Annotated in this window: 25 protein-coding genes; 20 read left to right on the top strand and 5 right to left on the bottom strand. The window is 63.1% G+C overall.

Annotated features, from left to right (window positions below; translation table 11 throughout):
• The first annotated feature begins 77 nt into the window (after positions 1-77).
• The 6 genes from N7E70_RS16070 to N7E70_RS16095 all read left to right on the top strand — a co-directional run bounded on the left by N7E70_RS16070 (position 78) and on the right by N7E70_RS16095 (position 8,430).
• A complete protein-coding gene (locus N7E70_RS16070) occupies positions 78-1,457 on the top strand; it encodes a TolC family outer membrane protein (RefSeq protein ID WP_263006954.1) in 1,380 nt (459 codons plus the stop codon).
• Positions 1,458-1,685: 228 nt separating this feature from the next.
• Positions 1,686-2,474: a PopZ family protein gene (locus N7E70_RS16075; RefSeq protein ID WP_154384040.1), complete on the top strand. Its 789-nt coding sequence runs from the start codon at positions 1,686-1,688 to the stop codon at positions 2,472-2,474.
• Positions 2,475-2,614: 140 nt separating this feature from the next.
• A complete protein-coding gene (locus N7E70_RS16080; protein WP_263006955.1) occupies positions 2,615-5,398 on the top strand; it encodes a valine--tRNA ligase in 2,784 nt (927 codons plus the stop codon).
• 367 nt (positions 5,399-5,765) lie between these two features.
• Positions 5,766-6,902 (top strand): outer membrane protein transport protein, encoded by a 1,137-nt coding sequence (locus N7E70_RS16085; RefSeq protein ID WP_263006956.1) that lies wholly within the window; start codon positions 5,766-5,768, stop codon positions 6,900-6,902.
• Positions 6,903-7,193: 291 nt separating this feature from the next.
• Positions 7,194-7,625 carry a hypothetical protein gene (locus tag N7E70_RS16090; RefSeq protein ID WP_263006957.1) on the top strand — a complete coding sequence of 144 codons (432 nt, stop codon included), beginning with the start codon at positions 7,194-7,196 and terminating at the stop codon, positions 7,623-7,625.
• Positions 7,612-8,430 (top strand): tetratricopeptide repeat protein, encoded by an 819-nt coding sequence (locus tag N7E70_RS16095; protein ID WP_067961595.1) that lies wholly within the window; start codon positions 7,612-7,614, stop codon positions 8,428-8,430. Before N7E70_RS16090 ends, N7E70_RS16095 begins: the two co-directional genes overlap by 14 nt.
• Before the next feature lie 118 nt (positions 8,431-8,548).
• Here N7E70_RS16095 and xth read toward each other — a convergent pair whose 3' ends face one another.
• Positions 8,549-9,340 (bottom strand): exodeoxyribonuclease III, encoded by a 792-nt coding sequence (gene xth / locus N7E70_RS16100; RefSeq protein ID WP_067961597.1) that lies wholly within the window; start codon positions 9,338-9,340, stop codon positions 8,549-8,551.
• Positions 9,341-9,345: 5 nt separating this feature from the next.
• Positions 9,346-9,486 carry a hypothetical protein gene (locus N7E70_RS16105; protein WP_157097079.1) on the bottom strand — a complete coding sequence of 47 codons (141 nt, stop codon included), beginning with the start codon at positions 9,484-9,486 and terminating at the stop codon, positions 9,346-9,348.
• Here N7E70_RS16105 and N7E70_RS16110 point away from each other — a divergent pair.
• Positions 9,479-10,963, top strand: coding sequence for a nucleobase:cation symporter-2 family protein (locus N7E70_RS16110; protein WP_263006958.1), 1,485 nt, complete (start codon positions 9,479-9,481; stop codon positions 10,961-10,963). The genes N7E70_RS16105 and N7E70_RS16110 overlap by 8 nt on opposite strands.
• Positions 10,964-11,015: 52 nt before the next feature.
• Here N7E70_RS16110 and N7E70_RS16115 read toward each other — a convergent pair whose 3' ends face one another.
• The 3 genes from N7E70_RS16115 to erpA form a co-directional block, all read right to left on the bottom strand.
• Positions 11,016-11,501, bottom strand: a complete 486-nt coding sequence (locus N7E70_RS16115; RefSeq protein WP_263006959.1) for a GNAT family N-acetyltransferase — start codon at positions 11,499-11,501, stop codon at positions 11,016-11,018.
• Positions 11,502-11,588: 87 nt separating this feature from the next.
• Positions 11,589-11,966 carry a VOC family protein gene (locus tag N7E70_RS16120; protein ID WP_263006960.1) on the bottom strand — a complete coding sequence of 126 codons (378 nt, stop codon included), beginning with the start codon at positions 11,964-11,966 and terminating at the stop codon, positions 11,589-11,591.
• A 2-nt stretch (positions 11,967-11,968) separates the two neighbouring features.
• Complete coding sequence (erpA, locus tag N7E70_RS16125; RefSeq protein WP_067961606.1) at positions 11,969-12,316, bottom strand: iron-sulfur cluster insertion protein ErpA; 348 nt, start codon at positions 12,314-12,316, stop codon at positions 11,969-11,971.
• A gap of 71 nt (positions 12,317-12,387) precedes the next feature.
• On the opposite strand from erpA, the gene N7E70_RS16130 reads away from it, so the two are divergent.
• The 13 genes from N7E70_RS16130 to N7E70_RS16190 all read left to right on the top strand — a co-directional run bounded on the left by N7E70_RS16130 (position 12,388) and on the right by N7E70_RS16190 (position 26,440).
• Entirely contained in the window at positions 12,388-13,608 is a 1,221-nt protein-coding gene (locus N7E70_RS16130) for a deoxyguanosinetriphosphate triphosphohydrolase (protein WP_263006961.1), read from the top strand.
• A gap of 72 nt (positions 13,609-13,680) precedes the next feature.
• Positions 13,681-15,438 carry an arginine--tRNA ligase gene (gene argS, locus N7E70_RS16135; RefSeq protein ID WP_263006962.1) on the top strand — a complete coding sequence of 586 codons (1,758 nt, stop codon included), beginning with the start codon at positions 13,681-13,683 and terminating at the stop codon, positions 15,436-15,438.
• Positions 15,439-15,544: 106 nt separating this feature from the next.
• The gene (locus N7E70_RS16140; RefSeq protein WP_263006963.1) at positions 15,545-18,790 is read left to right on the top strand and encodes an SPOR domain-containing protein; all 3,246 of its coding nucleotides are present in this window, start codon (positions 15,545-15,547) and stop codon (positions 18,788-18,790) included.
• A 112-nt stretch (positions 18,791-18,902) separates the two neighbouring features.
• On the top strand, positions 18,903-19,088 hold the full coding sequence (locus N7E70_RS16145; protein WP_067961615.1) for a hypothetical protein: 186 nt from the start codon (positions 18,903-18,905) through the stop codon (positions 19,086-19,088).
• Positions 19,089-19,153: 65 nt separating this feature from the next.
• Positions 19,154-19,954, top strand: coding sequence for a segregation and condensation protein A (locus N7E70_RS16150; RefSeq protein ID WP_067961616.1), 801 nt, complete (start codon positions 19,154-19,156; stop codon positions 19,952-19,954).
• Complete coding sequence (gene scpB / locus N7E70_RS16155; protein ID WP_263006964.1) at positions 19,951-20,685, top strand: SMC-Scp complex subunit ScpB; 735 nt, start codon at positions 19,951-19,953, stop codon at positions 20,683-20,685. Before N7E70_RS16150 ends, scpB begins: the two co-directional genes overlap by 4 nt.
• A gap of 39 nt (positions 20,686-20,724) precedes the next feature.
• Entirely contained in the window at positions 20,725-21,828 is a 1,104-nt protein-coding gene (locus tag N7E70_RS16160) for an ABC transporter ATP-binding protein (RefSeq protein ID WP_263006965.1), read from the top strand.
• A 35-nt stretch (positions 21,829-21,863) separates the two neighbouring features.
• On the top strand, positions 21,864-22,082 hold the full coding sequence (locus tag N7E70_RS16165; protein ID WP_067961619.1) for a twin-arginine translocase TatA/TatE family subunit: 219 nt from the start codon (positions 21,864-21,866) through the stop codon (positions 22,080-22,082).
• Positions 22,083-22,114: 32 nt separating this feature from the next.
• On the top strand, positions 22,115-22,783 hold the full coding sequence (tatB, locus tag N7E70_RS16170; RefSeq protein ID WP_263006966.1) for a Sec-independent protein translocase protein TatB: 669 nt from the start codon (positions 22,115-22,117) through the stop codon (positions 22,781-22,783).
• Complete coding sequence (gene tatC, locus N7E70_RS16175; RefSeq protein WP_067961623.1) at positions 22,780-23,670, top strand: twin-arginine translocase subunit TatC; 891 nt, start codon at positions 22,780-22,782, stop codon at positions 23,668-23,670. Before tatB ends, tatC begins: the two co-directional genes overlap by 4 nt.
• Positions 23,671-23,725: 55 nt before the next feature.
• A complete protein-coding gene (serS, locus tag N7E70_RS16180) occupies positions 23,726-25,030 on the top strand; it encodes a serine--tRNA ligase (RefSeq protein ID WP_263006967.1) in 1,305 nt (434 codons plus the stop codon).
• Between the two features lies 1 nt (position 25,031).
• On the top strand, positions 25,032-25,790 hold the full coding sequence (surE, locus tag N7E70_RS16185; protein WP_067961627.1) for a 5'/3'-nucleotidase SurE: 759 nt from the start codon (positions 25,032-25,034) through the stop codon (positions 25,788-25,790).
• On the top strand, positions 25,787-26,440 hold the full coding sequence (locus tag N7E70_RS16190; protein WP_154384054.1) for a protein-L-isoaspartate(D-aspartate) O-methyltransferase: 654 nt from the start codon (positions 25,787-25,789) through the stop codon (positions 26,438-26,440). Before surE ends, N7E70_RS16190 begins: the two co-directional genes overlap by 4 nt.

Below are 26,440 nucleotides of genomic sequence, written 5' to 3' on the forward strand. Positions count from 1 at the left end.
CGCTTGTTGTCGGATTCGGCGAGGGGCATTAGTAGCTGTCTTCGGGCAGCTCGCCGCAGAATGAATGAGGGACGCGCGTGTCGTTTTTCCGTAGAAGTGTGTTTGCCGTAGCTTTGGTTTCCGCGACGGCGCTTTCGCCGCTGTCGGCCTCCGCGGAAACGATCCTCGGGGCCTTGGCCAAGGCATATCAGAACAACTCCCAGCTCAATTCGGCCCGCGCCGGGGTGCGTGTCATCGATGAAAGTGTGGCGATCGCCAAGTCGGGCTATCGGCCGACGATCAATGGCTCCGCCAGTATCGATTATTCGACGACGCGGCGGGACTCGACGAGTCACCTGACGACCGGCTCGTTCGGCATCGAGATCAAGCAGTCGCTGTTCGACGGTTTCCAGACCAAGAACAACGTTGCAGCTGCCGAGGCGCGTGTGCGCGCCCAGAACCAGAGCTTGCGCAATACCGAGCAGAACATCCTGTTCGATGCGGCGAGCGCCTATATGGATGTGATCCGCGACCGCCAGATCGCGGCGCTCAGGGAACGCAATTTGCAGTTCCTCGGCGAACAGGTTCGCGCTGCCCGTTCGCGTTTCGACGTGGGTGAGGGCACCCGTACCGACGTGGCGCAGGCCGATGCCTCGCGGTCGTCGGCGCTTGCGCAATTGGCCGCTGCCCGCGCCCAGGCACTGGCAAGTGCTGCGACCTATCGCCGACTCGTCGGCGAAGACCCGAAGAACCTGAAGGGGGCAGCGCCGCTGTCCAAGCTTCTGCCCAAGAGCCTCGACAGCGCTGTAGCACTGGCGGCCGATCAGCATCCGGCGATCCAGGCGACCGAATATCTCGTCGACGCGGCGGGCTTCTCGGTGAAATCGGCCGAAGGCGCGCTGTTGCCGCAACTGTCGGCATCGGCCGGCATTTCGCAGGTCCATCGCGACAATTCACCGAACAGCATCACCTCGCCGGACGGTTGGACGACCTCGGCCAATATCGGCGCATCGCTCGTTGTGCCGATCTATCAGGGTGGCCGCGCTTCAGCGACCGTGCGTCAATCCAAGGAATCGCTTGGCCAGGCCCGCATCGAAGTCGATGTCAGCCGCGACCAGGTTCGTCAGGCGGTGACGTCCGCCTGGACGCAGTACGCGGCGGCGCGTGAGGCGGTGGCGGCAAACCGCGAAGTGATCTCGGCAGCACAGCTGGCGCTTAATGGCGTTATCGAGGAGCGCAATGTCGGCCAGCGCACGACGCTCGACGTGCTCAACTCGCAGAGGGACGTCATCGACGCCCAGATCAACCTGGCGACCGCCGAGCGCGATGTCGTGGTGGCGAGCTATGCCATCCTGTCGGCCGCCGGCAATCTGTCGGTCGAGCGGCTCAATTTGCAGGTGACCAAGTACAAGCCGGAAGAGCACTACAACGCCGTCAAGGACAAGTGGATCGGTCTCCGCACGCCGGACGGCCGCTGAGCTTCAGCGAGCCGGCTACCTGATCAGGCGGGCGTCTGCTCCTATGGAGCAGGCGCCCGTTTTCGTTTTGCCGACGAGCGGCCGGGACACTGTATTCTGTTGAAATCGCCAGGGGTGTCCGATTGGGGATTCTCGAAGGGGAATCAGTCGGCTACGCTTGGGCTCTGATTCGACGCCCGTTTCGGCGGGCGCATTTTGTATCCTGTCACAAAGGCGGCGGATGTGACGATGGCTCAGGCTAGCAGCGCTCAGCGCGAACCCTCGATGGAAGAGATTCTCGCTTCCATCCGCAGGATCATCGAAGACAACGATACCGGACGCCGTCCGGCGGTTGATTTCGAACAGATGCGGCCGGAGCCCGAAGACGACCGCAGCGACCGCAACATCATCGAAGTCGAGGCATTCCGGGCCGAGTTCCAGGCGCCCAAGGCCGCGCCGGTCGATGTGAAGCCGGCAGAGGCCGTACCGATGGCCGCGAAGCAGGAAGTGCCGCGGCGCGACGAGCCCGCGAAGTGGCCGTCGGCAGAGCCGAAGGTCGCGGCGGCCACCGCAATGCCCATGCGCTCAACCGTCGCCGAGGCGCCAGCGCCCGTCGTCGAGACACCGGCGCCCATCGTGGAGATGCCCGCCGCAACCCGTCCGGCTGCCGCAAGCTGGGCGCCGCAGTCGACGATCGCCGTCGAGCAGATGGAGCGCCTGGCTGGTCCGCGCGAAGCGGAGAAGCAGACACCTCAGGTCGTTGCCCAGACCGTAGTGGCAACGCCGGAGCCTGCCATGGCCGAAGAGCTGGCCGCGCCGAAGCCTGCGATCATCTCGGAACAGGCGGGTCGCCAGATCTCAGCGGCTTTCGGCGAGCTCAACGACGCGTACGCGGCGCGCAGCCGCAAGTCCTTCGACGACATCGCCACCGAGATGCTGCGGCCGATGCTGCAGGACTGGCTGGACAACAACCTGCCGACGCTGGTCGAACGGCTGGTACGCGAAGAGATCGAACGCGTGGCACGCGGCGCACAGTGATTTCGGCTCTGCCGACATGAAAGCGCCGCCTTCGGGCGGCGTTTTCGTTTCCGGCTGGTGCTTGCCGCGCTGTTGACTTGGTTGCACCCATCCGATTTACACCGGACCAACAGATCCGGACCAAAACGGAACCAATTCCGATGCTTGAGAAGACCTACGACGCCAAAACAGTCGAACCCAGGATTGCCAAGGCCTGGGAAGATGCCGACGCCTTCAAGGCAGGCGCCGGCGCGCCCGAGGGTGCCGACCCGTTCACCATCGTCATCCCGCCGCCCAATGTCACCGGCTCGCTGCATATGGGCCATGCGCTGAACAACACGCTGCAGGACATTCTGGTCCGCTTCGAGCGCATGCGTGGCAAGAACGTGCTGTGGCAGCCCGGCATGGACCATGCCGGCATCGCCACCCAGATGGTGGTCGAGCGCAAGCTGATGGAAAAGCAGATCCATCGCCGCGACCTGACCCGCGAGCAGTTCGTCGACAAGGTCTGGGAGTGGAAGGACGAGTCCGGCGGCATGATCTTCAACCAGCTGAAGCGGCTGGGTGCCTCCTGCGACTGGTCGCGTGAGCGCTTCACCATGGACGAGGGCCTGTCCAAGGCCGTCATCGAGGTGTTTGTGACGCTGCACAAGCAGGGCCTGATCTACAAGGACAAGCGCCTTGTGAACTGGGATCCGAAGCTCCTGACCGCGATTTCCGATCTCGAGGTCGAGCAGCACGAGATCAACGGCAATCTCTGGCACTTCCGCTATCCTGTCGAAGGTGAGGTCTACGATCCGGAGAACCCGGCGACCTACATCACGGTTGCGACCACGCGGCCTGAGACGATGCTCGGCGATACCGCCGTTGCCGTCCATCCCGAAGACGAGCGCTACGCAGCCCTCGTCGGCAGACACGTCGTGCTGCCGATCGTCGGCCGCAGGATCCCCATCGTCGCCGACGAATATTCCGATCCGGAAAAGGGGTCGGGCGCGGTCAAGATCACGCCGGCACATGACTTCAACGACTTCGAGGTCGGCAAGCGCCACAACCTGCCGCAGATCAACATCCTGACCGTCGAGGCCAACATCAACATCGTCGACAACGACGAGTTCCTCGAAGGCGTCGAGCGCACCGAGATGCGCGACGGCGTGTGGGCGCAACTGCACGGCCTCGACCGCTTCGCGGCGCGCAAGCTGATCGTCCAGATCATGGAAGAGGGCGGTTTCCTCGACAAGATCGAGCCCCACAAGCACATGGTGCCGCATGGCGACCGTGGCGGCGTGCCGATCGAGCCGTTCCTGACCGACCAGTGGTACGTCAACGCCGCCGAGATGGCCAAGCCTGCCTTGCGCTCGGTGCGCGAGGGCCGCACCAACTTCGTGCCCAAGAACTGGGAAAAGACCTATTTCGACTGGATGGAGAACATCCAGCCCTGGTGCGTGTCGCGTCAGCTGTGGTGGGGTCACCAGATCCCGGCCTGGTATGGCCCGGACGGCCAGGTCTTCGTCGAGCGCAGCGAGGAAGAAGCCCTCGATGCAGCGATCCAGCACTATCTCGCGCTTGAAGGGCCGTGGAAGGCCTGGGTCGAGGAGCGCCTCGAGAATTTCGAACCGGGCAAGATCCTGACCCGCGATGAGGACGTGCTCGACACCTGGTTCTCGTCGGCGCTGTGGCCGTTCTCGACGCTCGGCTGGCCGGACAAGACGCCCGAGCTCGAAACCTATTACCAGACCGACGTGCTGGTGACCGGCTTCGACATCATCTTCTTCTGGGTCGCCCGCATGATGATGATGGGCCTGCATTTCATGGAAGAGGAGCCGTTCCACACGGTCTACGTCCATGCGCTGGTTCGCGACAAGAACGGCCAGAAGATGTCGAAGTCGAAGGGCAACGTCATCGATCCGCTGGAGCTGATCGACGAGTACGGCGCCGACGCGCTGCGCTTCACCCTGGCGATCATGGCCGCGCAGGGCCGCGACGTGAAGCTCGATCCGGCCCGCATTGCCGGCTACCGCAACTTCGGCACCAAGCTGTGGAATGCCACGCGCTTTGCCGAGATGAACGGTGTCGCGCGCAATGACGAATTCTGGCTCAACGACGCCAAGCTGACCGTCAACCGCTGGATCCTGACCGAACTGACCCGCGCGACGCGCGAGGTGACTGCGGCGATCACCACCTACCGCTTCAACGAGGCGGCTGGTGCTGCCTATCGTTTCGTCTGGAACACCTTCTGCGACTGGTACCTCGAACTGCTCAAGCCGATCTTCATGGGCGAGGACGAGTCCGCCAAGACGGAAAGCCAGGCGGTCGCGGCTTTCGTGCTCGACGAGATCTACAAGCTCTTGCATCCGATGATGCCGTTCATGACCGAGGAGCTGTGGGCGCACACCGCCGGCGAGGGCAAGGAGCGCACGTCGCTTCTGTGCCACGCTGCATGGCCGGCGCCTGATTTCGAGGACGTGGGCGCTGCGGCCGAGATCAACTGGCTCGTCGATCTCGTCAGCGGCATCCGCTCGGTTCGGTCCGAAATGAACGTGCCGCCGGCGGCGATCGCGCCGCTCGTCTTCGTCGGGGCCAATGCCGAGACGCTGGAGCGCCTGAAGCGCCATCAGTCGGCGATTGCGCGCCTCGCCCGCGTCGGCGAGATCACGCATGAGGCGGCGGCACCCAAGGGAGCGGCCCAGATCGTCGCCGGCGAAGCCACTGCCTGCCTGCCGCTCGGCAGCCTGATTGACCTCTCCGCCGAAGCGGCGCGCCTGCAGAAGGAGCTCGCCAAGACGACCGAGGAGATCGCCCGGCTGCACAAGAAGCTGTCGAACGAGAAGTTCGTCGCTTCGGCTCCGGAAGAGATCGTCGCAGCCGAGCGCGAAAAGCTCGAGGACTACCGCCGGACGCAGGAAAAGCTCGACACGGCGCTGTCGCGCGTGCGCGACGCCGGCTGACGATTCGAAGCTCAAAACCTGCCGCGCGATGACGTTGCGGCAGGCTTTGCTTGTGCCGTCAGAAAAGGCATGTCGCTGCGTAAATTGTGGCCAATGTAACTATTTTGCGCCCGATTGTTGCCATAATGTAACAAGCCTCCAAAACAGCCCGATTTCGGGCTGTTTTTGCATTCCGGTTCCGGATTTCCCTGGAGATTCAGGATCGAATGATGCGGAATTGGCTAAAATTGACGTTTGCGTAAGCGGAAGGCGATGACCCCTGCCATGCCCCTGCCGCTGGGCCGCCAATGTTTGCAAAAAATCAATGTTGCGTGAGCAGTCTGAATTCGTTCAATTCTCGTCACGAGGCATTCGGGAGAGGACCACCATGAACATTTCGCGTCTCAAAGCGCTGCTGGGGGCAACGGCGCTGACGATCGTTGCGGCAGGCACAGCCCAGGCTGGCGGTTTTTCGCGCGGCACGGCCGATACGGACATCCTGTTTGAACAGGGCAACTTTAACCTGCGTACCAGCGTCGTCGTGGTCAAGCCGCACCGCGAATTCACTGTAAATGGCTACGCGGACGGTACTGGCTACAATTTCGCGGATACTTATGTCGTCCCGTCAGCTGCCGTTAAGTTCAAGTTCTTTGACCAGCTTTCCTGCGCCGGGACAGTGAGCCAGCCTTATGGCGGCGGCGTGACCTATCGCTTCCCTGGCAATGGAACGCTGGCGAAGCTCGAAGAAGATTTTACGGTCACGGAATACGGCGCCACCTGCGCCTTCAAGTATGACTTGGGCAAGGGAAGCCTATCGTTTCTCGGCGGGCTTTTTGTCGAAAACGTTGACTACACTCTGCTTGGCGGCAGCGGTACCGTTTCGGTTAGGCTGAAGGACAACGATATCGGTTGGCGTGCTGGACTTGCATACGAAATTCCGGAAATCGCACTGCGCGCTCAGTTGATGTACCGCTCCGGTACCGATGTGGCAGCAGAGGGTACGACCAACGGAGCACCAGTTGCGCAGGGCTTTGCGGAGCTTCCCCAGAGCGTTGAGTTGAAGGTTCAGTCCGGCATCGCTCCAGGTTGGCTCGCATACGGTAGTGTGAAGTGGACAGACTGGTCGGTGAACGAGCGACTCTTGCTTGTTCTAAACAAGTTCAATCCCGGCCCCACCACTCGGATTAATACCTACAATTGGCAGGACGGCTGGACGGTCACGGGCGGTATCGGCCACGCCTTCACTGATGCGATCTCCGGCACGGTCTTTGCAACGTGGGACCGTGGTGTCGGCACCGGCTGGGACCTTCAGAGCGATACCTATACGATTGGCGCCGGCGTTTCGATGAAGGACAAGATCGGCGGCGAACTGCGCGCCGGCCTCGGTCTGTCTTATCTGACTGCCGCTACCGAAGATAAGTATAGCCTTGCTGTGCCTGCCAACAACCCGGCATTTGGCTTCAATCGTGCTGTCGGCAACGACTGGTCCGTCGCCGTCTCAGCCGGCTACAGCGTGAAGTGGTAACCTCCACAATCTGATCAAAAAAAGCCGGGCCTCGTGCCCGGCTTTTTTGTGGCCTGTCGCCGACCCGCGCGTTTCCGTTCTAGAAACCATGGCGCGGCAAGTCGGCAACAGTTGTGACGATTCGGCAACACTTTTTAATCAAGCTATCGGCTAAGGAACATGACGGGGACATTGCCAATTTCCCGCCATAAACCCGGCGCACCTCGAATGGGTCTTCGGACCAGCGCCCGGTTGAGGGACGTTGTCAATGGAATCCAACAGCAAAGTCGCGATGTCGCGGCAGGAACAGAAATGAACGCCAAGGCGACCTTCATGGCCAAGCTGCCCAGCCGTCGAAAGACGGCGGCATCGGTCTTAGGACGCCGCTTTTCCTGCCGTGCTTCGAGTTTTCGCGCGCCCCGCAGAAGTATTGGCGTCGTCATACACTCCACGAGCGTGCCGGCGCAGTTGGCCGCCGATCACGATTTCTTGCAACGCCTTGGCCGTAGTTTGGTCGAAAACAACGCGCATCTTGATGTGATCGATGTCGTGGACCTGGCGCAGACGGCCGCAGAGGCTGGCCTGGCGCGGTCCGACTGCGAAAGCGTGGAGAGGGCGAAAGAATGGAATCCGGGTCCGGCCGAAAAGCCGGGCACGATCTGGAATTGTGTCCGAGCTGCAGGGCAAGGGCACGGTCACCCACCGAGGTGGGCGGAAGAAACGTACTGCCATGCGCATATCTGAGTTGGTAAGAGCATCAGCCTTTTCGGCGCTTGTCGCGGTCTCCCTGTTGGGCGCCGCAGGCGAGGCACTGGCGTTCGACGACAAGGTGTTCGACGACAAGACCGGCGTGAAGCCGGAATCGAACCCGTGGGCTGTGTTCCAGTTCGGCTTCTCCGCCTACAAGAGCGGTCACAAGGACCAGGCCGTCGAGGCCTATCGCTACGCTGCTGAAAACGGCCAGATCGGCGCCACCTGGAAGCTTGCACGCATGTATGCCGAAGGCGACGGCGTCGCCCAGGACGACTACGAGGCCTTCAAATTCTTCACCGAGATCGCCGAGCAGGATGTCGAGCCCGGCTCGCCTGAGGAGAGTTATGTCTCCGATGCGCTCGTGGCACTCGGTGGCTACATGAAGGAAGGCATCCCGGGCAGCCCGGTCTCGGCCAACCCGGTCGCCGCGCAGGAATATTACATGCGCGCCGCCGCCAACTACCGCAATGCCAATGCCCAGTATGAGATGGGCAAGATGTTCCTCAAGGGCGACGGTGGCGTGAAGGCGTCGGTCAAGCAGGCGGGCCGCTGGCTGCAGCTGGCGGCGGAAAAGGGCCATGCCGGCGCGCAGGCGACGCTTGGCAATCTCTTGTTCCAGAGCGGCAAGGTGGTGCGCGGCCTTGCCATGATGACCGCGGCCCTCGAACGCGCCCAGCCCTCCGACCAGCCCTGGATCCGCGGCATGCAGGAAGAGGCATTTGCGCTGGCCGACGAATCCGATCGCCGCACGGCGATCTCGCTTGCCGAAGACATCCTGACCAAAGGCAACCAGTAGGCGGAACGATTACCGCTGCCGGATTGCATACGCCTGTTGGCAAGACCGCCACTGGCGGTCGCCCGATGTATTTCAACAGCATGACATGTTGTGCCAGGGCCGAAGCCCTGGCTGGGGCTCACGCCGCCTGAAGATTGAGATCGATCGCCACGGGCACGTGGTCGGACGGCTTTTCCCAGGCGCGGACGTGCTTTTCGATCGAGGCCGAGGCGAAGCGGTTCGCGGCTTCCGGCGACAACAGCAGGTGGTCGATGCGGATGCCGTTGTTCTTCTGCCAGGCGCCGGCCTGGTAATCCCAGAAGGTATAGACGTCGGGCTGGTCGGTGACCGCGCGCACGGCCTCGGTAAAGCCGAGGTTGATCAGCCGGCGGAACGCCTGCCGCGTCTCAGGCTGGTACAGCGCATCGCCCAGCCACAGCTCGATGTTGCGGGCGTCCATGGCCTCGGGGATGACGTTGTAGTCGCCGGCGAGCACCAGCGCCTCTTCGAGTGCCAACCGCTGCGTTGCCCAGCGCTCCAGCCGCGCCATCCATGACAGCTTATAGGGGAATTTTTCGGTGCCGACGGGGTTGCCGTTGGGCAAATAGAGCGACACGACGCGCAACACGCCCTTGTCGGTCGAGAACACGCCTTCGATGAATCGCGCCTGCTCGTCGGCATCATCGCCCGGCAGGCCGCGATTGACCTCGTCGAAGCGCAGCTTGGACAGGATCGCGACGCCGTTGAAGCCCTTCTGGCCGTGGGTTTCGACATTGTAGCCGAGCGCCTCGATCTCGAAACGTGGAAAGCCTTCGTCGACCGTCTTGATTTCCTGCAGGCAGACAATGTCCGGATCGCTTTCCTTGAGCCAATGCACAAGGTTCTCGATACGGGCACGGACGCCGTTGATGTTCCAGGTGACGATCTTCATGAATTTCACGCGATGATTTCAAACAATTCTTGATAGCCTGCACGGCGGTTCCAGACGATCCTGCACCATCCCTTGGGAGAAGGGAACCGGTCCTCTTCGGCATTCTTCGGACCGGCTGGCAAAAGGGGAACAAATGCCATGTCCAACAGTACTCATCCTGTGGACGAGGTGCTGCCAGCGCCTCGCCTAGCCGCGCTCGGCATCCAGCACGTGCTGGTCATGTATGCCGGCGCTATCGCGGTGCCGCTCATCATCGGACGAGCCCTCAAGCTCGATCCGGAGCAGGTCGCCTTCCTGATCTCCGCTGATCTTTTCGTCTGCGGCCTCGTCACCATCATCCAGTCCTTCGGCGCGACCCAGTGGTTCGGCATCAAGCTGCCGGTCATGATGGGCGTCACCTTCGCCGCCGTTGGCCCGATGGTCGCCATGGCCAACGCCAATCAGGGCCCCGACGGCGCCCGCATGATCTTCGGCGCCATCATCGGCGCCGGCATCGTGGCCTTCCTGATCGCGCCGCTTGTAAGCCGCATGCTCAGGTTTTTTCCGCCTGTTGTCACCGGCACCATCATCGTCGTCATCGGCGCGTCGCTGATGCGCATCGGCATCAACTGGATATTCGGCAACCCGGTCGGTCCGACCGCGCCCCGGCTGGTGGCGCCCGAGCATGCCGAATGGCTGCAGACCGTGACCGAGATGGCGGCTGCCACCGGCTCGACCATCCCGCCGATCCCGGCCAAGCTTGCGCTCGCCGCAACCGCGCCCAACGCCGCCTATGCGCCGCTGGTCAATGTCGCGATCTCGGCGGTCGTGCTGCTGTCGATCCTGGTCATCGCCAAGTTCGGCAAGGGGTTTGTCGCCAACATCGCCGTGCTGCTCGGCATCCTCATCGGCGGCGTGCTCACCGCTTCGCTCGGCATGATGCATTTCGACAAGGTCGCTTCGGCTGAGTGGTTCGAGCTCATCACGCCGCTGCGCTTCGGCATGCCGATCTTCGACCCGATCCTGATCATCACGATGGTGCTGGTGATGATCGTCGTGATGATCGAATCGACAGGCATGTTCCTGGCGCTCGGCGACATGACCGGACGCAAGGTGACCCAGCCGATGCTGTCGGCGGGCCTGCGCACCGATGGTCTTGGCACCATTATCGGCGGCCTGTTCAACACCTTTCCGTACACCTCCTTCTCGCAGAATGTCGGCCTCGTCGGCGTCACCGGCGTCAAGAGCCGCTTTGTCTGCGTTGCCGGCGGCGTGATCCTGCTGATCCTGGGACTGGTGCCCAAGATGGGCGCGCTGGTCGAGGCGCTGCCCACCGTGGTGCTCGGTGGTGCGGGGCTGGTGATGTTCGGCATGGTGGCGGCGACCGGCATCCGCATCCTGTCCAATGTCGACTTCAAGACCAACCGCAACAACCTGTTCGTGGTCGCGGTCTCCATCGGCTTCGGCATGATCCCGCTCGTCGCCCCCGACTTCAAGATGTGGATGCCGCACGACATCCACCCGCTGATCGAGTCGGGCATCCTTCTGGCATCGGTGTCGGCGGTGGTGCTGAACGCCTTCTTCAACGGCACCAGGGTCAACGAGGCCGAGATCCGCGAAGCTGCGATGGCGTCGGAAGCTTGATGCCGGACCACTGGCAAGAGACGAGGGCCCCTGCCTGGGGCCCTCTGCTTTTTCAGGCGTCCAGCCGGTGCACGTAGAACTTGGTGTCGATGAACATGACCGGGAAGCTTGCCGGCAGGTCGGATCTTGCGACCTCGGCAAAGCCGTTCTTCTCGTAGAAGCGATGGGCGGCCAGAAACCTGTCGGTGGTGCCGAGATAGACCGCGCGGATGCCGCGTTCGCGGCCCGTCGCGAGCAAGAGCCCCAGCAGCTTTGCGGCGATTCCATGTTCGCGGCCACGCCACTCGGCGGCGACGAACATCTTGCGCAAGGCGGCGAGCCCATCGCCAATGTCGACCAGGCCGATCGTCCCGACGATCTTGCCATCTGCTTCGGCGACCCAGAAATCGCCAAGGTCGCGCTGATAGAATTCTGGAATGATCCGGAGGTCCGGCTGGTGGTCGACGGTAACGTCAAAGCCGAATTCGTCTCGCTGGATGGGCAGGATGACGTTCACCACGGCATCGAAGTCACGCGGTTCAAAACGACGGATATGCATGCTGTTCCCTTACGCTCGGAATCTTAGAACGCCCGGGGGCAGCGGCGCATCGCGACGAGATGCAGTGGTTCGGACGAATGCGCAAGCCTATTTGCGCTCGACCAGCCCGATCGTGTTGCCGGCAGGATCCTTCAGGAAGGCCATCCACTCGCTCTCGCCGGCAGGGCCGAATTCGCCCGCCGCATCGCGGTGGACGAGCATGGGCGCCGTGGTGAACGCCACGCCATTGTCGGATGCGGTTTCGTAAAAGGAGTCGAGGTCATCTATGTCGAGATAGACGGTCGCCTGCGGTATGCCGCCGGTGAAAAACAGCCTGATGCCGCCGACGATGATGAAGGCGATGCCGGGCGGGTCGTAGCGGGCGTGTACGGGAAGGCCGAAGACATCGAGCCAGAAGGCAAGCGTCGCGTCGATGTCGCGACCGGCCGAAAGCGCCACCTGACGGAGCGCTTGCGGCCTGCGCATGACTAGATGGAGAAGCTGGTGCCGCAGCCGCAGCCGGCGACCGCGTTGGGGTTCTTGATCTGGAACGACTGGCCCATCAGGTCGTCGACGAAATCGACGACCGAGCCGCCCATATAGACGAGCGACAGGTCGTCAACGAGCAGCGTCGCACCATCACGTTCGATGGCGACGTCGTCGTCGTTGCGGCCTTCGACGAGGTCGAACTTGTAGGAAAAACCGGAGCAGCCGCCGCCTTCGACCGAGATGCGCAACGCGATCTTGCCCGGATCGCCGGCGACGATCTTGGCTATCCGCTTCGCTGCGGCTTCGGTCATGTCGACCTTCATGGCGGTCTTGGCATCAGCGCCCATTGGCGTCACCTTGCTTTCAGTTTCTTATGATAGGTATGAAGCCACCTGGGGCAAGTCAACAGGTGGGGAGTATGGCAGGCGAACGGCAACTTGGCGATATCGGCTTCGGCTACCGGCCGCGCGCGGCCTATGCCTGCGATCCCGCGGCCTCGCGCGGCCGCCTGTTCGACGAGGTTGAAAGCCCGACGCGCACGCCGTTCCAGCGCGACCGCGACCGCATCATCCATTCGACAGCCTTTCGTCGCCTCAAGCACAAGACTCAGGTGTTCGTTGCCCATGAAGGCGATCATTTCCGTACCCGGCTGACGCACACGATCGAGGTGGCGCAGATAGCCCGCGCCCTGGCGCGTGCGCTGCGCTGCGACGAGGATCTCGCCGAGGCGATCGCGCTGGTCCACGATTTCGGCCACACGCCGTTCGGCCACACCGGCGAGGACGCGCTGAACGACAAGATGGCGGCCTGGGGTGGCTTTGACCACAACGCCCAGTCGCTGCGCGTGGTGACACGGCTGGAGAGCCGTTACGCCGAGTTCGACGGTCTCAACCTGACCTGGGAGACGCTGGAGGGGCTGGTCAAGCACAACGGCCCGCTGACCGACGCCACCGGCAAGGGGCTGAAGGGCCCCGTGCCGCAGGCGATCCGCGACTATTCCGAGTTGCATGACCTCGAGCTCGACCGCTTTGCCAGCCTGGAGGCGCAGTGTGCCGCGATCGCCGACGACATCGCCTACAACACCCATGACATCGATGACGGGCTGAGGGCAGGGCTGCTGACCCTCGAAATGCTTGACGACGTGCCACTGCCGGCCGCAATCCTGCGCGGCGTGCGCGAGCGTTATCCCGCGCTCGACCCAATGCGCACCGGTCACGAACTGATGCGGCGCCAGATCACCATGTTCGTCGAGGACGTCATCTCCACCGCGACCGCAAGGATCGCGCGCCTGGCACCGCAAAGCGCCGATGAGGTGAGGAACGCGGGCGAGGTCATGGTGACCTTTTCGGGCGAGATGACGGCTTCGGAGAAGGAGCTGAAGGCTTTTCTCTACCGCAACATGTACCGGCACTCCGAGGTGATGCGAGTGCGCGCCAACGCCGACCGCATCGTGCGCGACCTGTTCAACGCCTATTACGCTGATCCCCGCGCCATGCCCGAGGGCTGGCGTGAGGGGCTCGACAGGGCCGAGGATCGCATCAAGGCACGCGCCGTCGCCGATTTCCTGGCCGGCATGACCGACACCTATGCGGTCAAGGAGCACCGACGCTTGTTTGACCATACGCCCGATTTGGTTTAGGCCGGGCGAAATCATCATTCAGTGGAATGTCACGTCAAAAGTGACGTCGAAGCGTCCTACGAAAGCCCAGAAATGAACATTTTCGCCGATTTCAGCGAGCGGATTACCAAAGCCGTCGAAGCGCTTGATTTGACTCCGAAAGAGGGCGGCGCGCTCGACCTGACGCGCATTGCCGTCGAGCCGCCGCGCGATGCGACCCATGGCGATCTGGCGACGAATGCGGCGATGGTGCTGGCGAAGCCGACCGGGCAGAACCCGCGCGCGCTGGCTGAACGCCTTGTGGCGGAGCTGTCCAAGGATGCCGACGTCGCCAAGGCAGAGGTTGCCGGCCCGGGCTTCGTCAATCTCAAGCTCCACGACGGCTTCTGGCAGAAGCACCTGGCTGACCTGTTGTCGCGCGGCACCGACTACGGCCGCTCCGGCTTCGGCAAGAAGAGGCGCGTCAACGTCGAATACGTCTCGGCCAATCCGACCGGGCCGATGCATGTCGGCCATTGCCGTGGCGCGGTTGTCGGTGATGCGCTGGCCAACATCCTCGGCTTTGCCGGCTACGACGTGACCAAGGAATATTACATCAACGACGCCGGCGTGCAGATCGACGTGCTCGGCCGCTCGGTAATGCTGCGCTATCGCGAGGCGCTCGGCGAGCAGATCGGCGAGATCCCTGCCGGCCTCTACCCGGGCGACTACCTCGTGCCGGTCGGCCAGGCGTTGGCCAAGGAATTCGGCCGCGACCTGCTGCAGAAGCCCGAGGAGGAGGCGCTGGCGCTTGTCAAGGATCGCACCATCGATGCGATGATGGTGATGATCCGCGAGGATCTGGCGCTGCTCAACGTTCGCCACGAGGTGTTCTTCTCCGAGCGCACGCTGCATGCCGACAACGCCAAGGCGATCCGCTCGGCGATCAGCGACCTGACGCTGAAGGGCCATGTCTACAAGGGCAAGCTGCCGCCGCCCAAGGGCGAGAAGCCTGACGACTGGGAAGACCGCGAGCAGACTTTGTTCCGCTCGACCGAGGTCGGTGACGACATGGATCGCGCCCTGGTCAAGTCGGACGGCGCCTTCACCTATTTCGCCGCCGACGTCGCCTACCTCAAGGACAAGGTCGACCGCGGCTTCGAGGAACTGGTGTTTGTGCTTGGCGCCGACCATGGCGGCTACGTCAAGCGCATGGAAGCGCTGGCGCGTGCCGTCACCGACGGTGCGGTCAAGCTCGACGTGCTTTTGTGCCAACTGGTCAAGCTGTTCCGCGACGGCGAGCCGGTGCGCATGTCCAAGCGGGCAGGGGAGTTCATCACTCTGCGCGAGGTCGTCGAGGAAGTTGGTCGCGACGCGATTCGCTTCATGATGCTCTACCGCAAGAGCGATGCGCCGCTCGACTTCGATTTTGCCAAAGTCACCGAGCAGTCCAAGGACAATCCGGTGTTCTACGTGCAGTACGCATCAGCGCGCTGCCACTCGGTGTTCAGGCAGGCAAAGGAGCAGCTCGGCCAAGCAGAGTTCGCGCGCGCCGGCCTGATCGGGGCTGTCGAAAGGCTGGCGGACGAAGGCGAGATCGCACTCATCAAAAAGCTTGCCGAGTATCCGCGCCTGATCGAACAGGCTGCACAGTCGATGGAGCCGCACAGGCTGGCGTTCTATCTCTACGACCTCGCAAGCACCTTCCACGGACACTGGAATCGTGGCACGGACAACCATGACTTACGGTTTGTTAAGGTTAACGATCCAGAATTGACCTATGCCAGACTCGGGCTGGTGCAGGCTGTTTCGGACGTTTTGACGTCAGGCCTGGCGTTGATCGGAGCGGATGCGCCGACCGAAATGCGCTAGGTTTTCCGGAGCTGAATGTCACCTTTTGCCCACATTGCGCTGGTAAGGGCCAACCTTACGCGACGTTCACTGCGTCCGAAAAAAGTGCGAGAGTTCGGGAAAAAGAATGGCAGACAGAACCCAGCTGAAGATCGCAGACCAGAATGACTTCGCCGACGAAGATCCCTTCGCCGAATTGACGAGGATCATGGGTTTCGACCCGCGCCAGCCAGTGGTGCGCCAGGATGTTGGTGCGCCCGCTGAGCGCATCGAACCGGCTGTCGACGACGACTTCGGCATTGATCTGGAGAAGGAACTGCTCGGCGAGCTGGCCGGCGACGATTTCGTCGCGGCGCCCGAGCACGTTGCCCCCGCGGCATATGTTCAGGCAAACGAACCCTCGTCCTACACGCCCGCCGAATCGTCGGTTCCTTACGCGCCGACCGAAGAGCGCGCTCGTGAGCCGGAGTTCGCCTCCGACGCGTCGTTCGACGATGCCGTTGCCGCGAGCTTCGAGGATTTCTCGCTTGAGGATGAGCTGCTTCATCCCGGAGAGCGGGCTTATGCTGCCGCACCTGCCTATGAGCCGGCGCCTGAAGTAAATTTCGCTCCGGAACCCGTTTTCGCTCCTGAGCCCGCTTTCACGCCCGAACCGTCCTTCACGCCTGAGCCCGATTTTGACGACGCGGTTGCTGCGTCCTTCGAACAGGAATTCTCGATGGAGGACGAACTGCTGGTGGCCGATGAGCCTGCCGAGCAGGTCGCTGCGCCGGTTTCTTATTCGACTTCGACCGAAGTCGATCTCGATGCCGAGTTTGACGTCGCCCTTGCCGATGTCGACATGGATTTCGCGGCTGTTGACGATGACAACTATGCTGTTGAAGCTGTCGCTGACGATCAGCTGACGCTGGGCGAATACCAGCCGGCCGAGCCGGAAATCGCGTTCTCGCATGCCGATCTGGTCGAGGAGCCGCAGGCGGTTGCAGCACCTGTCGCGCAGGCCGAGGACTATGACGAGTTCGAACGCCGCCTGCAGGAGGCGCTGCGTGACGAAAAGCCCGCCTATGAGCCTGCGGTCGCTTATGAAGCGCCAGCCGTCGAGTCGGTGGTCGAAGCGCCGGTCCAGGAGATCGAGGTCGCCCAGGTCGCGGCTCCGGTGGCATCTGTCGAAGACACCAGCCTCGAAGACGAGCTGAACGCACTGCTTGGCAATATGAGCAGCCAGGCCAAGGCGCTGTCCGAGCCCACGCCGCTTCGCGTCGTCGAACCAGTTGCTGTTGAGCCCGAGCCGACCTTCGCAAGCTCGCTGTGGGCGCCCGAGCAGCCTGCCGAAGAGGCGGCGCAGGCTTATGACGACACCGACTATGCGCCGTCCTACGACGCGCCGGTCGAGGAATTCGTGGCCGCCGAGGAAGCGGCTCCCGTCCAGGCCGATGCCGGCTATTCCGAGCCGAGCTACGATCACCAGGCCGACATCGACGTCAGCTTTGATGACGACGCCTTCGACATGGCGCTCGAGCGCAGTGCCGTGGCCGAGGTGGCGGAAGTTGCAGCGCCGGCAGTTGCCGTCTCAGCAGCCGCTGCTGCCGCAGCGCCGATGCGTCCGCTTGCGGCCTCGCGCTACGAGCAGGCCCGCAGCTGGGGCCTCGGCACGCCGGTTGCCCCGCGCGCAGCAGCTCCTGTTGTAGCAGCCCAGTCGAGCTACCAGCCGGAAGCAATCCAGCAGCCGGATGCCTATGTGCCGGTCGCGCCGACCTATGAGCCGCAGGCTGAACCCGTTGCCTATGCGCCCGAAGCTTATGCACCGCAGGCCGAACCAGAGGCATATGCGCCAGCTGAGCCCGAGGTCGATGATCTGGAAGCCGAGCTTTTCGCCGCCGTTTCGTCCTTCGATGATGCGCCCGATATCGAGACCGTCGATGTGCCGGAAAAGGCCGTCGCGCTCGCCGACGACCTCGACATCCCTGAATTGTCGTTCGAGGATGACGCCCCCCCGGCTCCTGCCTATGACGATCTCGACGGTGAATTCTCGAACCTGATGAACGAGATGAATGCACCGGAGGTTACCAAGCCTGCCGCGTCGTCGAACTATGCGTCGAATCCCTATGCCGACGGCTTCGATCGCAAGACGCTGCGCGATGGCGATGCATCGCAGCCGATCGAACTGGCAGGTGCGGCCGCAGCCGGTGCCGCAGCGATGTATGCCGGCCGCCAGCAGGCCGATGACCGCCTGGGTGGCTTCGACCTCGGCGGCATGCTGCAGAGCCAGTCCAACGCGCCGCGCCAGCAGGCCCAGGCCGACGAGTTCGACTACGATCCTGATTTCGACGAAGCGATGGAAACGCTGCCCGGTTCGCCGGCAGCCCGTCCGGCACGTCGCGGCATGATGATCGCCGCAATCGTCGGTGCGGTCGCGGTTGTCGGCGGCATTGGCGCCTTCGCCCTGTCATTCGGCGGCGGCGAGGGGGCAGGCGCCCCCGTCATCGTCAAGGCCGACGAGAGCCCGATCAAGATCAAGCCGGAAAATCCGGGCGGCGCAACAGTGCCGAACCAGGACAGCAAGGTTTATGACCGCGTCGCAGGCGGCTCGACCAATGGTGCTCCGGCCCAGGACAAGCTTGTTACCAACGCTGAAGAGCCGGTCGATCTCGCGGCACAGGAAGCCGAGGCGAACATGCCCGAAAACCTGCCGCTCAACGGAGACGATGTCGCCGCTGAACCGACTGCGAAGTCGGAAGAGCGTGTCGCGCAAGTGCCACAGGCCGATCAGCCCGACGCCAGCACCGAGACGGCTGCTGTTGCTCCGCGCAAGGTCCGCACCATGGTGGTGAGGCCTGATGGCACGCTGGTGCCGCGCGAAGAACCAGCCCCGGCCGTTGTTGCCGCAACCGAGCCGACCGATCCGGCACCGCAGCGCGTTGCCGAGCCGGCAAGTGAAGCCACCGGCACCGTCCCGGCACAGCCGGCGCTGGCGCCTGTCGCCAAGCCTGCGCAGTCGGCCAACACCCCGTCAACCGCTCCGATTGCGCCACAGCGCCCGTCCGAGCAGCCGGTCGATGTCGTTGGCGAGGTCAAGCCTGACCAGGTGGCAGCTATCGCGCCGTCGGCCCCGACGACGGCTGCAGCATCCGGCGCCTGGGCCATGCAGATCGCCTCGCAGCCGAGCGAAGCCGCCGCGAAGTCGACCTATGCCGATCTCGCCCGCCGCTACGGCAGCGTGCTGAACGGCCGCGAAGTCAGCATCGTCAAGGCCGACATCGCCGGCAAGGGCACGTTCTGGCGCGTTCGCGTACCTGCCGGCACCCGCAACGATGCGGTCAGCCTGTGCGAAAGCTACAAGGCCGCCGGCGGCAACTGCTTCGTCTCGAAGTAAGCGAGCCACACCCAAATCGGAAAACGGCGCAGCCTGGCTGCGCCGTTTTCGTTTTCAGGCCCTGACGATGCGCACGATTCTATGTCAGGTCAAAAGGCGCTAAGCTCTTGGCATGACCGAATCACCGCCTGACACGTTGGGGACGCGGCTTTCTGGGGATTACCGGGCAAAGACCGCGGCAATCCTTGCGGCGGATGCCGATCTTGTCCTTCACTGCAAAATCGCCGGCAAGTTGCATGCCCGCGCTGAAACCGTGCAGCAGGCGGAATTCGGACACACTTTCGAGGCAGTTGCATAGCCTCTCAAGGAGAAGGCACGGAATTGGCGGAAGCATTGGAAAGCAAGGCGCAAAAGCCAGCACCGATGGACCGTCTGTGGGCGGAGAACGCTGACGACCGCATGACTGACGATCCGTCGCTGGTCGTTGACGTCGCCGGCTTCGAAGGCCCGCTCGATCTTCTGCTGCACCTGGCGCGCAGCCAGCGTGTCGATCTTTCCCGCATTTCCATCCTGGCCCTCGTCGAGCAGTATCTGACCTTCGTCTCGCAGGCGCGGGCCCTGAGGCTGGAGCTCGCCGCCGACTATCTGGTCATGGCGGCATGGCTCGCCTTCCTCAAGTCCAAGCTTTTGATCCCCAAGTTGCCGGGCGACGAGGGCGAGAGCGGTGAAGAGCTGGCCGCCGTGCTGCAATTCCGCCTGAAGCGCCTGGAAGCGATGCGCGATGCCGCCTCTCGGCTGGTCAACCGCAACCGGCTCGGTCGCGATGTCTTTCAGCGCGGCGCCCCCGAACTGGTCATCATCGACAAGCGCAACGAGTACTCGGCCTCGTTGTTCGATCTCTTGAGCGCCTATGCCGGCCAGCGCCAAAGGCAGGCGATTACCAATGTGCAGATCGCCAAGCGCGGTGTCTGGTCGCTGAAGGCAGCACGCGAGATCCTGACCCGCATGGTCGGCGAACTGAAGGACTGGACTGCGCTCGATCATTTCCTGATCCGCTACATGACCAGCCCCGAAGAGCGTGCAACGGCGATCGCCAGCTCGTTTGCCGCCAGCCTGGAAATGGTCCGCGACGGGACCGTCGAAATCCGTCAGCACGAGCCGTTTGCGCCGATCTACCTGCGCGAACGCCAGGCCGCGGCCCCGCAGACCGAAGGTGCGTCATGACCGAAGGATCAAATGTCGTCCCGTTTGCCCTCGACGACGAGGACGAGGAGACTGTCGAGCGCAACCCGGCGGCACGGCTGCATCTGGCCGAGGCTGTGCGCATGGCGGAAGCCATCGTTTTCGCCAGCGCCGAGCCGGTGAGCGAACGGCAGCTTGTCGCGCGCTTGCCGGAAGGCGTCGACGTTCCCGCCGCCATGGCCGAGTTGCAGCGCATCTACGAGCGGCGCGGCGTCAATCTGGTCAAGGTTGCCGATTCCTGGGCGTTCCGTACTGCCGGCGATCTTGCCTTCCTGATGAGCCGCGACACCATCCAGCAGAAGAAGCTGTCGCGCGCCGCCCTCGAAGTGCTGTCGGTCATCGCCTACCATCAGCCTGTGACCCGCGCCGAGATCGAGGATATCCGCGGCGTCGAGACCTCGAAGGGCACGCTCGACACCCTGATGGAAACCGAATGGGTGCGCATGCGCGGCCGGCGCAAGACGCCGGGCCGGCCGGTGACCTATGGCACGACCGACAAGTTCCTCGATCATTTCGGCCTGGAGGAGATCCGCGATCTGCCCGGCATGGAAGAGCTGAAGGGGGCAGGGCTGTTGTCGTCGCGCATGCCGCCCGGCTTCTCGGTGCCGCTGCCGCCGTCCGATCCTGACCTGCTCACCGACGACGAGGACCCGCTCACCGACATCGACCTGGAAGAGCTCGGCCTGTTGACACCCCGCGCCACAGATGATTGACCCGCGCCGGTGTGGAACCGGCAGCAGGAGGTCGATCCTGTGACGACAAATCAAACCCAGACGGCAGCGCGTGTCACTGCGGGCGTGACCTTCGCCGCGCGGTTGGCTTTTGAGGACATTCGCCATTCCTTCGGCAATGGCTCGGAGACGCTGCGCGAGGTCAGTCTTGCCGCCGAGCCGGGCGAGGTGCTGTGCCTTCTCGGGCCGTCGGGTTCAGGCAAGACGACGCTGCTCCGGATTGCCGCCGGCATCGAGGCGCAGACCTCCGGGCGCGTACTGCTGAACGGCAAAGAAATCGCTGGTCCTCAGGTGTTCCTGCCGCCGGAACAGCGCTCTATCGGCCTGGTGTTCCAGGATTTTGCGCTGTTTCCGCATCTGACCATCCTCGACAACGTCCGCTTCGGGCTGACCGCGCTGTCGCGCGAGGAGGCCAGGAGGGAAGCGCTGATCGCGCTCGCCCGCGTCGGGCTCGAACATTACGCCGACAACTATCCGCATGCATTGTCGGGCGGCGAACAGCAGCGCGTGGCTCTAGCTCGCGCGTTGGCGCCGCGACCGGCGGTCCTGTTGATGGACGAGCCGTTCTCCGGGCTTGATTCGCGCCTCAAGGATTCGGTGCGCGCCGAAACCCTGGCGATCCTGCGCGAAAGCCGGGCGACTGCCATCGTCGTTACCCACGATGCCGAAGAAGCGATGCGCATGGGCGACCGCATCGCGCTGTTGAAGGACGGCAAGCTGGTACAGACGGGCAGGGCGGAAGACCTCTACCTCAAGCCGGCAAACCTGTTCGTCGCCGGCTTCTTTTCCGAGCTCAACGTCTTTCCCGCCAAGGCTGTCGACGGTTATGCGATGACACCGGTGGGCGAGGTCGAAACCGACGCTTCGGAGGGCGCCGACGTGCTCGTGGCTGTGCGCCTGACCGGCATCGACGTCAGCGAGACATCAGGCGAAACCCAGGCCCGCATCATTTCCAGGCGCTATCTCGGCGTCGTCGAATTGCTTGAACTCGCGGTGCCGGGCGCCGAGACGCCGGTGCGGGCGCGCATACGCTGCGGCGCTTTGTCCGCAAAAGCACGTGATATATGGCTGTCGCTTCGGAAAGCGGATGTTCTAGTGTTTGAATCCGGAAGCGAAAGAGCCTAGATCAATCGCAGGGAAACTGTTCAAGAGAGAGTTCAATGGGTTCGTTTTCAATCTGGCACTGGCTGATCGTTCTGGTCGTCGTGCTGCTGCTGTTTGGTCGTGGCAAGATCCCGGAACTGATGGGCGACATGGCCAAGGGCATCAAGAGCTTCAAGAAGGGTATGTCGGACGACGAAGCCGATGACTCCAAGACGGTCGAGCACCGCAATGATGAGACCGTGAACTCGTCCAAGGAAAAGGCCAGCAAAAGCTGACCATCGTCTCTTGCTAGCCGGATCGCACCGACATGTTTGAAATCGGCTGGACCGAAATGCTGGTGATCGCGATCGTCATGATCGTGGTCGTCGGCCCCAAGGATTTGCCCAAGATGCTCCGCACAATGGGGCGGATGACGGCCAAGGCTCGTTCCATGGCGGGTGACTTTCAGCGCCAGTTCAATGAGGCGCTGAAGGAGGCCGAGCTCGACGACGTCAAGAAGTCGGTCGACGAGCTGCGCGGTCTCAACCCCGCGCAGCAGATCAGGAAGCAGCTCAATCCTTTCGAGCAGGCGGCCTCCGATGTGCGTGCCGGCCTCGACGCGGCGATGAAGCCGTCACAGCCGGCGCCGTCGGCTGATCCTGCTGTGGACGCAACGCATCCGGCCGAACCGCTGAAGAACGGCGCAACCGTCATGCCAGGCGTTGCCGGGCCGGACGCGATGCCTGCCACATCACCGGTGTTTCCGGCCGCCGAGGTGAAGGCCACGCCTGTTCCTGCGCCAGCGGTTGCAGCCAAAGCTGCAGAGCCGAAGGCCGCGCCTAAGCCTGCCGCAAGAGCCAAGGCTTCGGTAGCAACGACCAAGGCACCCGTGGCCAAGGCCGCTCCGGCAAAGGCGCCGGTAGCCAAGGCTGCATCGGCCAAGGCTGTAGCGCCCAAAAAGACCACCAAGACGACCAAAGCAGGAAAAGCCTCGTGAGCGCCGAAGACGACGAAATCGAGAAGTCCTCGGCGCCGCTGATCGAACATCTAGTCGAATTGCGCACCCGGCTGATGTGGTCCATCGGCGGTTTCTTCATCGCCTTCCTTGTCTGCTTCTTCTTTGCCAAGCAGCTGTTCAATCTGCTGGTAATCCCGTTCAAATGGGCGACCAACTGGGCAGGGCTCGATCCGCACAAGGTTGAGCTGATCTACACCGCGCCGCAGGAATTCTTCTTCACCCAGATCAAGCTCGCCATGTTCGGCGGCTTGGTGATTGCATTCCCTGTCATCGCCTCGCAGATCTACAAGTTCGTTGCACCCGGTCTCTACAAGAACGAGCGCGCGGCCTTCCTGCCGTTTCTGATCGCTTCGCCGGTGCTGTTCCTGATGGGCGCGTCGCTGGTCTATTTCTTCTTCACGCCGATGGTGATGTGGTTCTTCCTCGCCATGCAGCAGGCCGGCACCGACGACCAGGTGCAGATTTCTCTGCTGCCCAAGGTGTCGGAATATCTCAGCCTGATCATGACGCTGATCTTCTCCTTCGGCCTGGTGTTTCAGCTGCCCGTCGTGACGACGCTGATGGCGCGGGTCGGAATGGTCAGTTCGCAAGGGCTGGCCGAGAAGCGCAAATGGGCGATCGTCATCGCTTTCGTGGTTGCGGCAGTGCTCACCCCACCCGATCCGGTAAGCCAGATCGGCCTTGCCCTTCCCACGATCCTTCTTTACGAGATTTCCATCTGGACCGCCCGGATGATCGAAAAGAAGCGCGAACAGGAACGTGTGGCGCGCGAAAAGCAGGATGCGGACGACAGTGCCGCGGCCCCGCAATCGCAAGCAGCATCCACTTCGCTCGAAGGCACAGGCAGCGCCGACAAGGCCGGCTGACAGCCCGATCCGCCGGCGCGGTCGTTCGACAACTGCCGCGACCGGAACCTTATAAATGCTTGATATCAAATGGATTCGCGAGAACCCTGAAGCTCTGATCGAAGCGCTGATGAAGCGCAGTCAGTCGGCGGATGCGGCAAAGTCGACGGTCGAGGACCTGATCGCCAAGGACGAGGCGCGGCGCGTCCATGTCTCGAAGTTGCAGGAAGCGCAGGAGCGCCGCAACGCCGCCTCGAAAGAGATCGGCAACGCCATGCGCAATGGTGATTCCGCCCTTGCCGAGAAGCTGAAAGCCGAAGTCGCCGAGATCAAGGGTTTCATCCAGGACGGCGAAGGCCGCGAGCGTGAGCTCGACAAGGCGCTCGACGCAGCCTTGGCCGTGATCCCCAACGTGCCGCTCGAAGACGTGCCCGTCGGCAAGGACGAAACCGGCAATGTCGTGCTGCGCACCGTCGGCAAGGTGTTGCCGCGCCCGAACTGGGTGAAGGAGCATTTCGAGATCGGCGAGGCGCTCGGCCTGATGGATTTCGAGCGCGCCGCGAAGCTGTCCGGGGCGCGCTTCACCGTGCTCAAGGGCCAGCTGGCCCGGCTCGAACGCGCCCTCGGTCAGTTCATGCTCGACCTGCACACGTCGGAACACGGCTACACCGAAGTGCAGCCGCCGCTTCTGGTGCGTGACGAGGTGCTGTTCGGCACCAACCAGCTGCCCAAGTTCGAGGAAGACCTGTTCTTCGTGCCGCATGGCGAGAGCCGGCTCGGCCTGATCCCGACCGCCGAGGTGCCTCTGACCAATCTGGTGCGCGAGGAAATCCTGGCCAACGAGCAGCTGCCGCTGCGCATGACGGCGTTGACACCGTGCTTCCGTTCGGAAGCAGGCTCTGCCGGTCGCGACACGCGTGGCATGCTGCGCCAGCACCAGTTCTACAAGGTCGAGCTGGTCTCGATCACGGACGCCGACAGTGCGCTGGCCGAACACGACCGCATGACCGAATGCGCTGAAGAGGTGCTGAAGCGCCTCGGCCTGCCGTTCCGCACCATGGTTCTGTGCACCGGTGACATGGGCTTCGGCGCGCGCAAGACACACGACATCGAGGTCTGGCTTCCCGGCCAGAACACCTATCGTGAAATCTCGTCCTGCTCGGTCTGCGGCGACTTCCAGGCGCGCCGCATGGATGCCCGCTACCGTCCGAAGGAAGAGAAGGGCACGCGTTTCGTGCACACGCTCAATGGTTCGGGCGTTGCCGTCGGCCGCGCGCTGATCGCCGTCATCGAGAATTACCAGAACGAGGATGGCAGCGTAACGATTCCTGAAGCGCTGCTGCCTTACATGGGTGGCCTGACCAAGATAGAAGCGAAGTGACATGCGCATTCTGCTGACCAACGACGACGGCATCCACGCCGAAGGCTTGGCTGTCCTGGAGCGGATCGCCAACCAGCTGTCGGACGATGTCTGGGTGGTGGCACCGGAAACCGACCAGTCGGGTTATGCGCATTCGCTGTCGATCTCGGAGCCGCTCAGGCTGCGCAAGATCAGCGACAAGCATTATGCCGTGAACGGCACGCCAACCGACTGCGTCATCATGGGCGCCCGCAAGATCCTGCCAGAGCCGCCGGACCTGATCCTTTCGGGCATCAATTCGGGTCTCAACGTTGCCGATGACGTGACCTATTCGGGCACGGTGGCGGGTGCCATGGAAGGTGCTCTGATCGGCATCCGCTCGATTGCGCTGAGCCAGGCCTATATCTATGAAAACGACGAACGCATCGTGCCTTACGAGACGGCCGAAGCGCTGGCCCCGGCCTTGCTGCGCAAGCTGATCGCCACGGAACTGCCGATCGGCGTGCTGCTCAACGTCAATTTCCCGAATTGCCCGCCCGAAGAGGTCACCGGACCTGTGGTTGCCAGCCAGGGCAAGCTTGCCTACGGCATCTGGGTCGAGGAGCGCCGCGACGGCCGCAGCCTGCCATATTACTGGCTGCGTTTCGGCCGCGATGAGCCGGAGGTGAAGCCGGGCACGGATCTGCACGCCGTGCGCAACAAGCAGATTTCGGTCACGCCGCTCAAGCTCGACATGACGGCGCATGAACTGCGCGATCAATTGGCCAAGGCTATTGCATGAACATGATGCCGGACGACCGTGAGGGCTTCGCCGCCTTTCTTCTTCGCCTGCGCGGGCGCGGCATCGTTCCGAAAAATCTGATCGCCGCCTTCGAGGCAACGCCCCGTCGTGACTTCCTCGCTGGCCAGTTCCATTCCATCGCCTGGTCGGACCGCATGCTGCCGATCGAATGTGGCGAGGCGATCGAAGGCGCCGATCTCCAGGCGGCGGTCATATCAGCGCTCAACATCGAACAGGGAAACCGTGTGCTCGAAGTCGGTACGGGTTCCGGCTACACAGCCGCGGTCATGGCGCGGCTTGCCGGCCGGGTCGTCACCGTCGAGCGTTTCAAAACCCTGACCGATCTGGCGCGCCAGCGCTTCGAGATGCTCGGCCTTGGCAATGCGCTGGTCCGCCAGGCCGACGGTTCGAACGGTCTGCCGGGCGAGGGGCCGTTCGACCGCATCGTCGTATGGGCTGCTTTCGACAGCCATCCGCGCATGTTCGTCGACCAACTCTCGAGCGGCGGCACCATGATCGCGCCGATCGGCCCGGAAGAGGGCGAGCAGGTGTTGTGCAAGCTGACCAAGATCGGAAGCCGCTTCGAGCGCGAAGACCTCGGCGTCGTCCGCCTGCAGCCGCTGGCCCGCGGCGTCGCTGCCGTCATCTAA

Source organism: Aminobacter sp. NyZ550, from assembly GCF_025628925.2.
GTDB classification, from domain to species: Bacteria; Pseudomonadota; Alphaproteobacteria; order Rhizobiales; family Rhizobiaceae; genus Aminobacter; species Aminobacter ciceronei.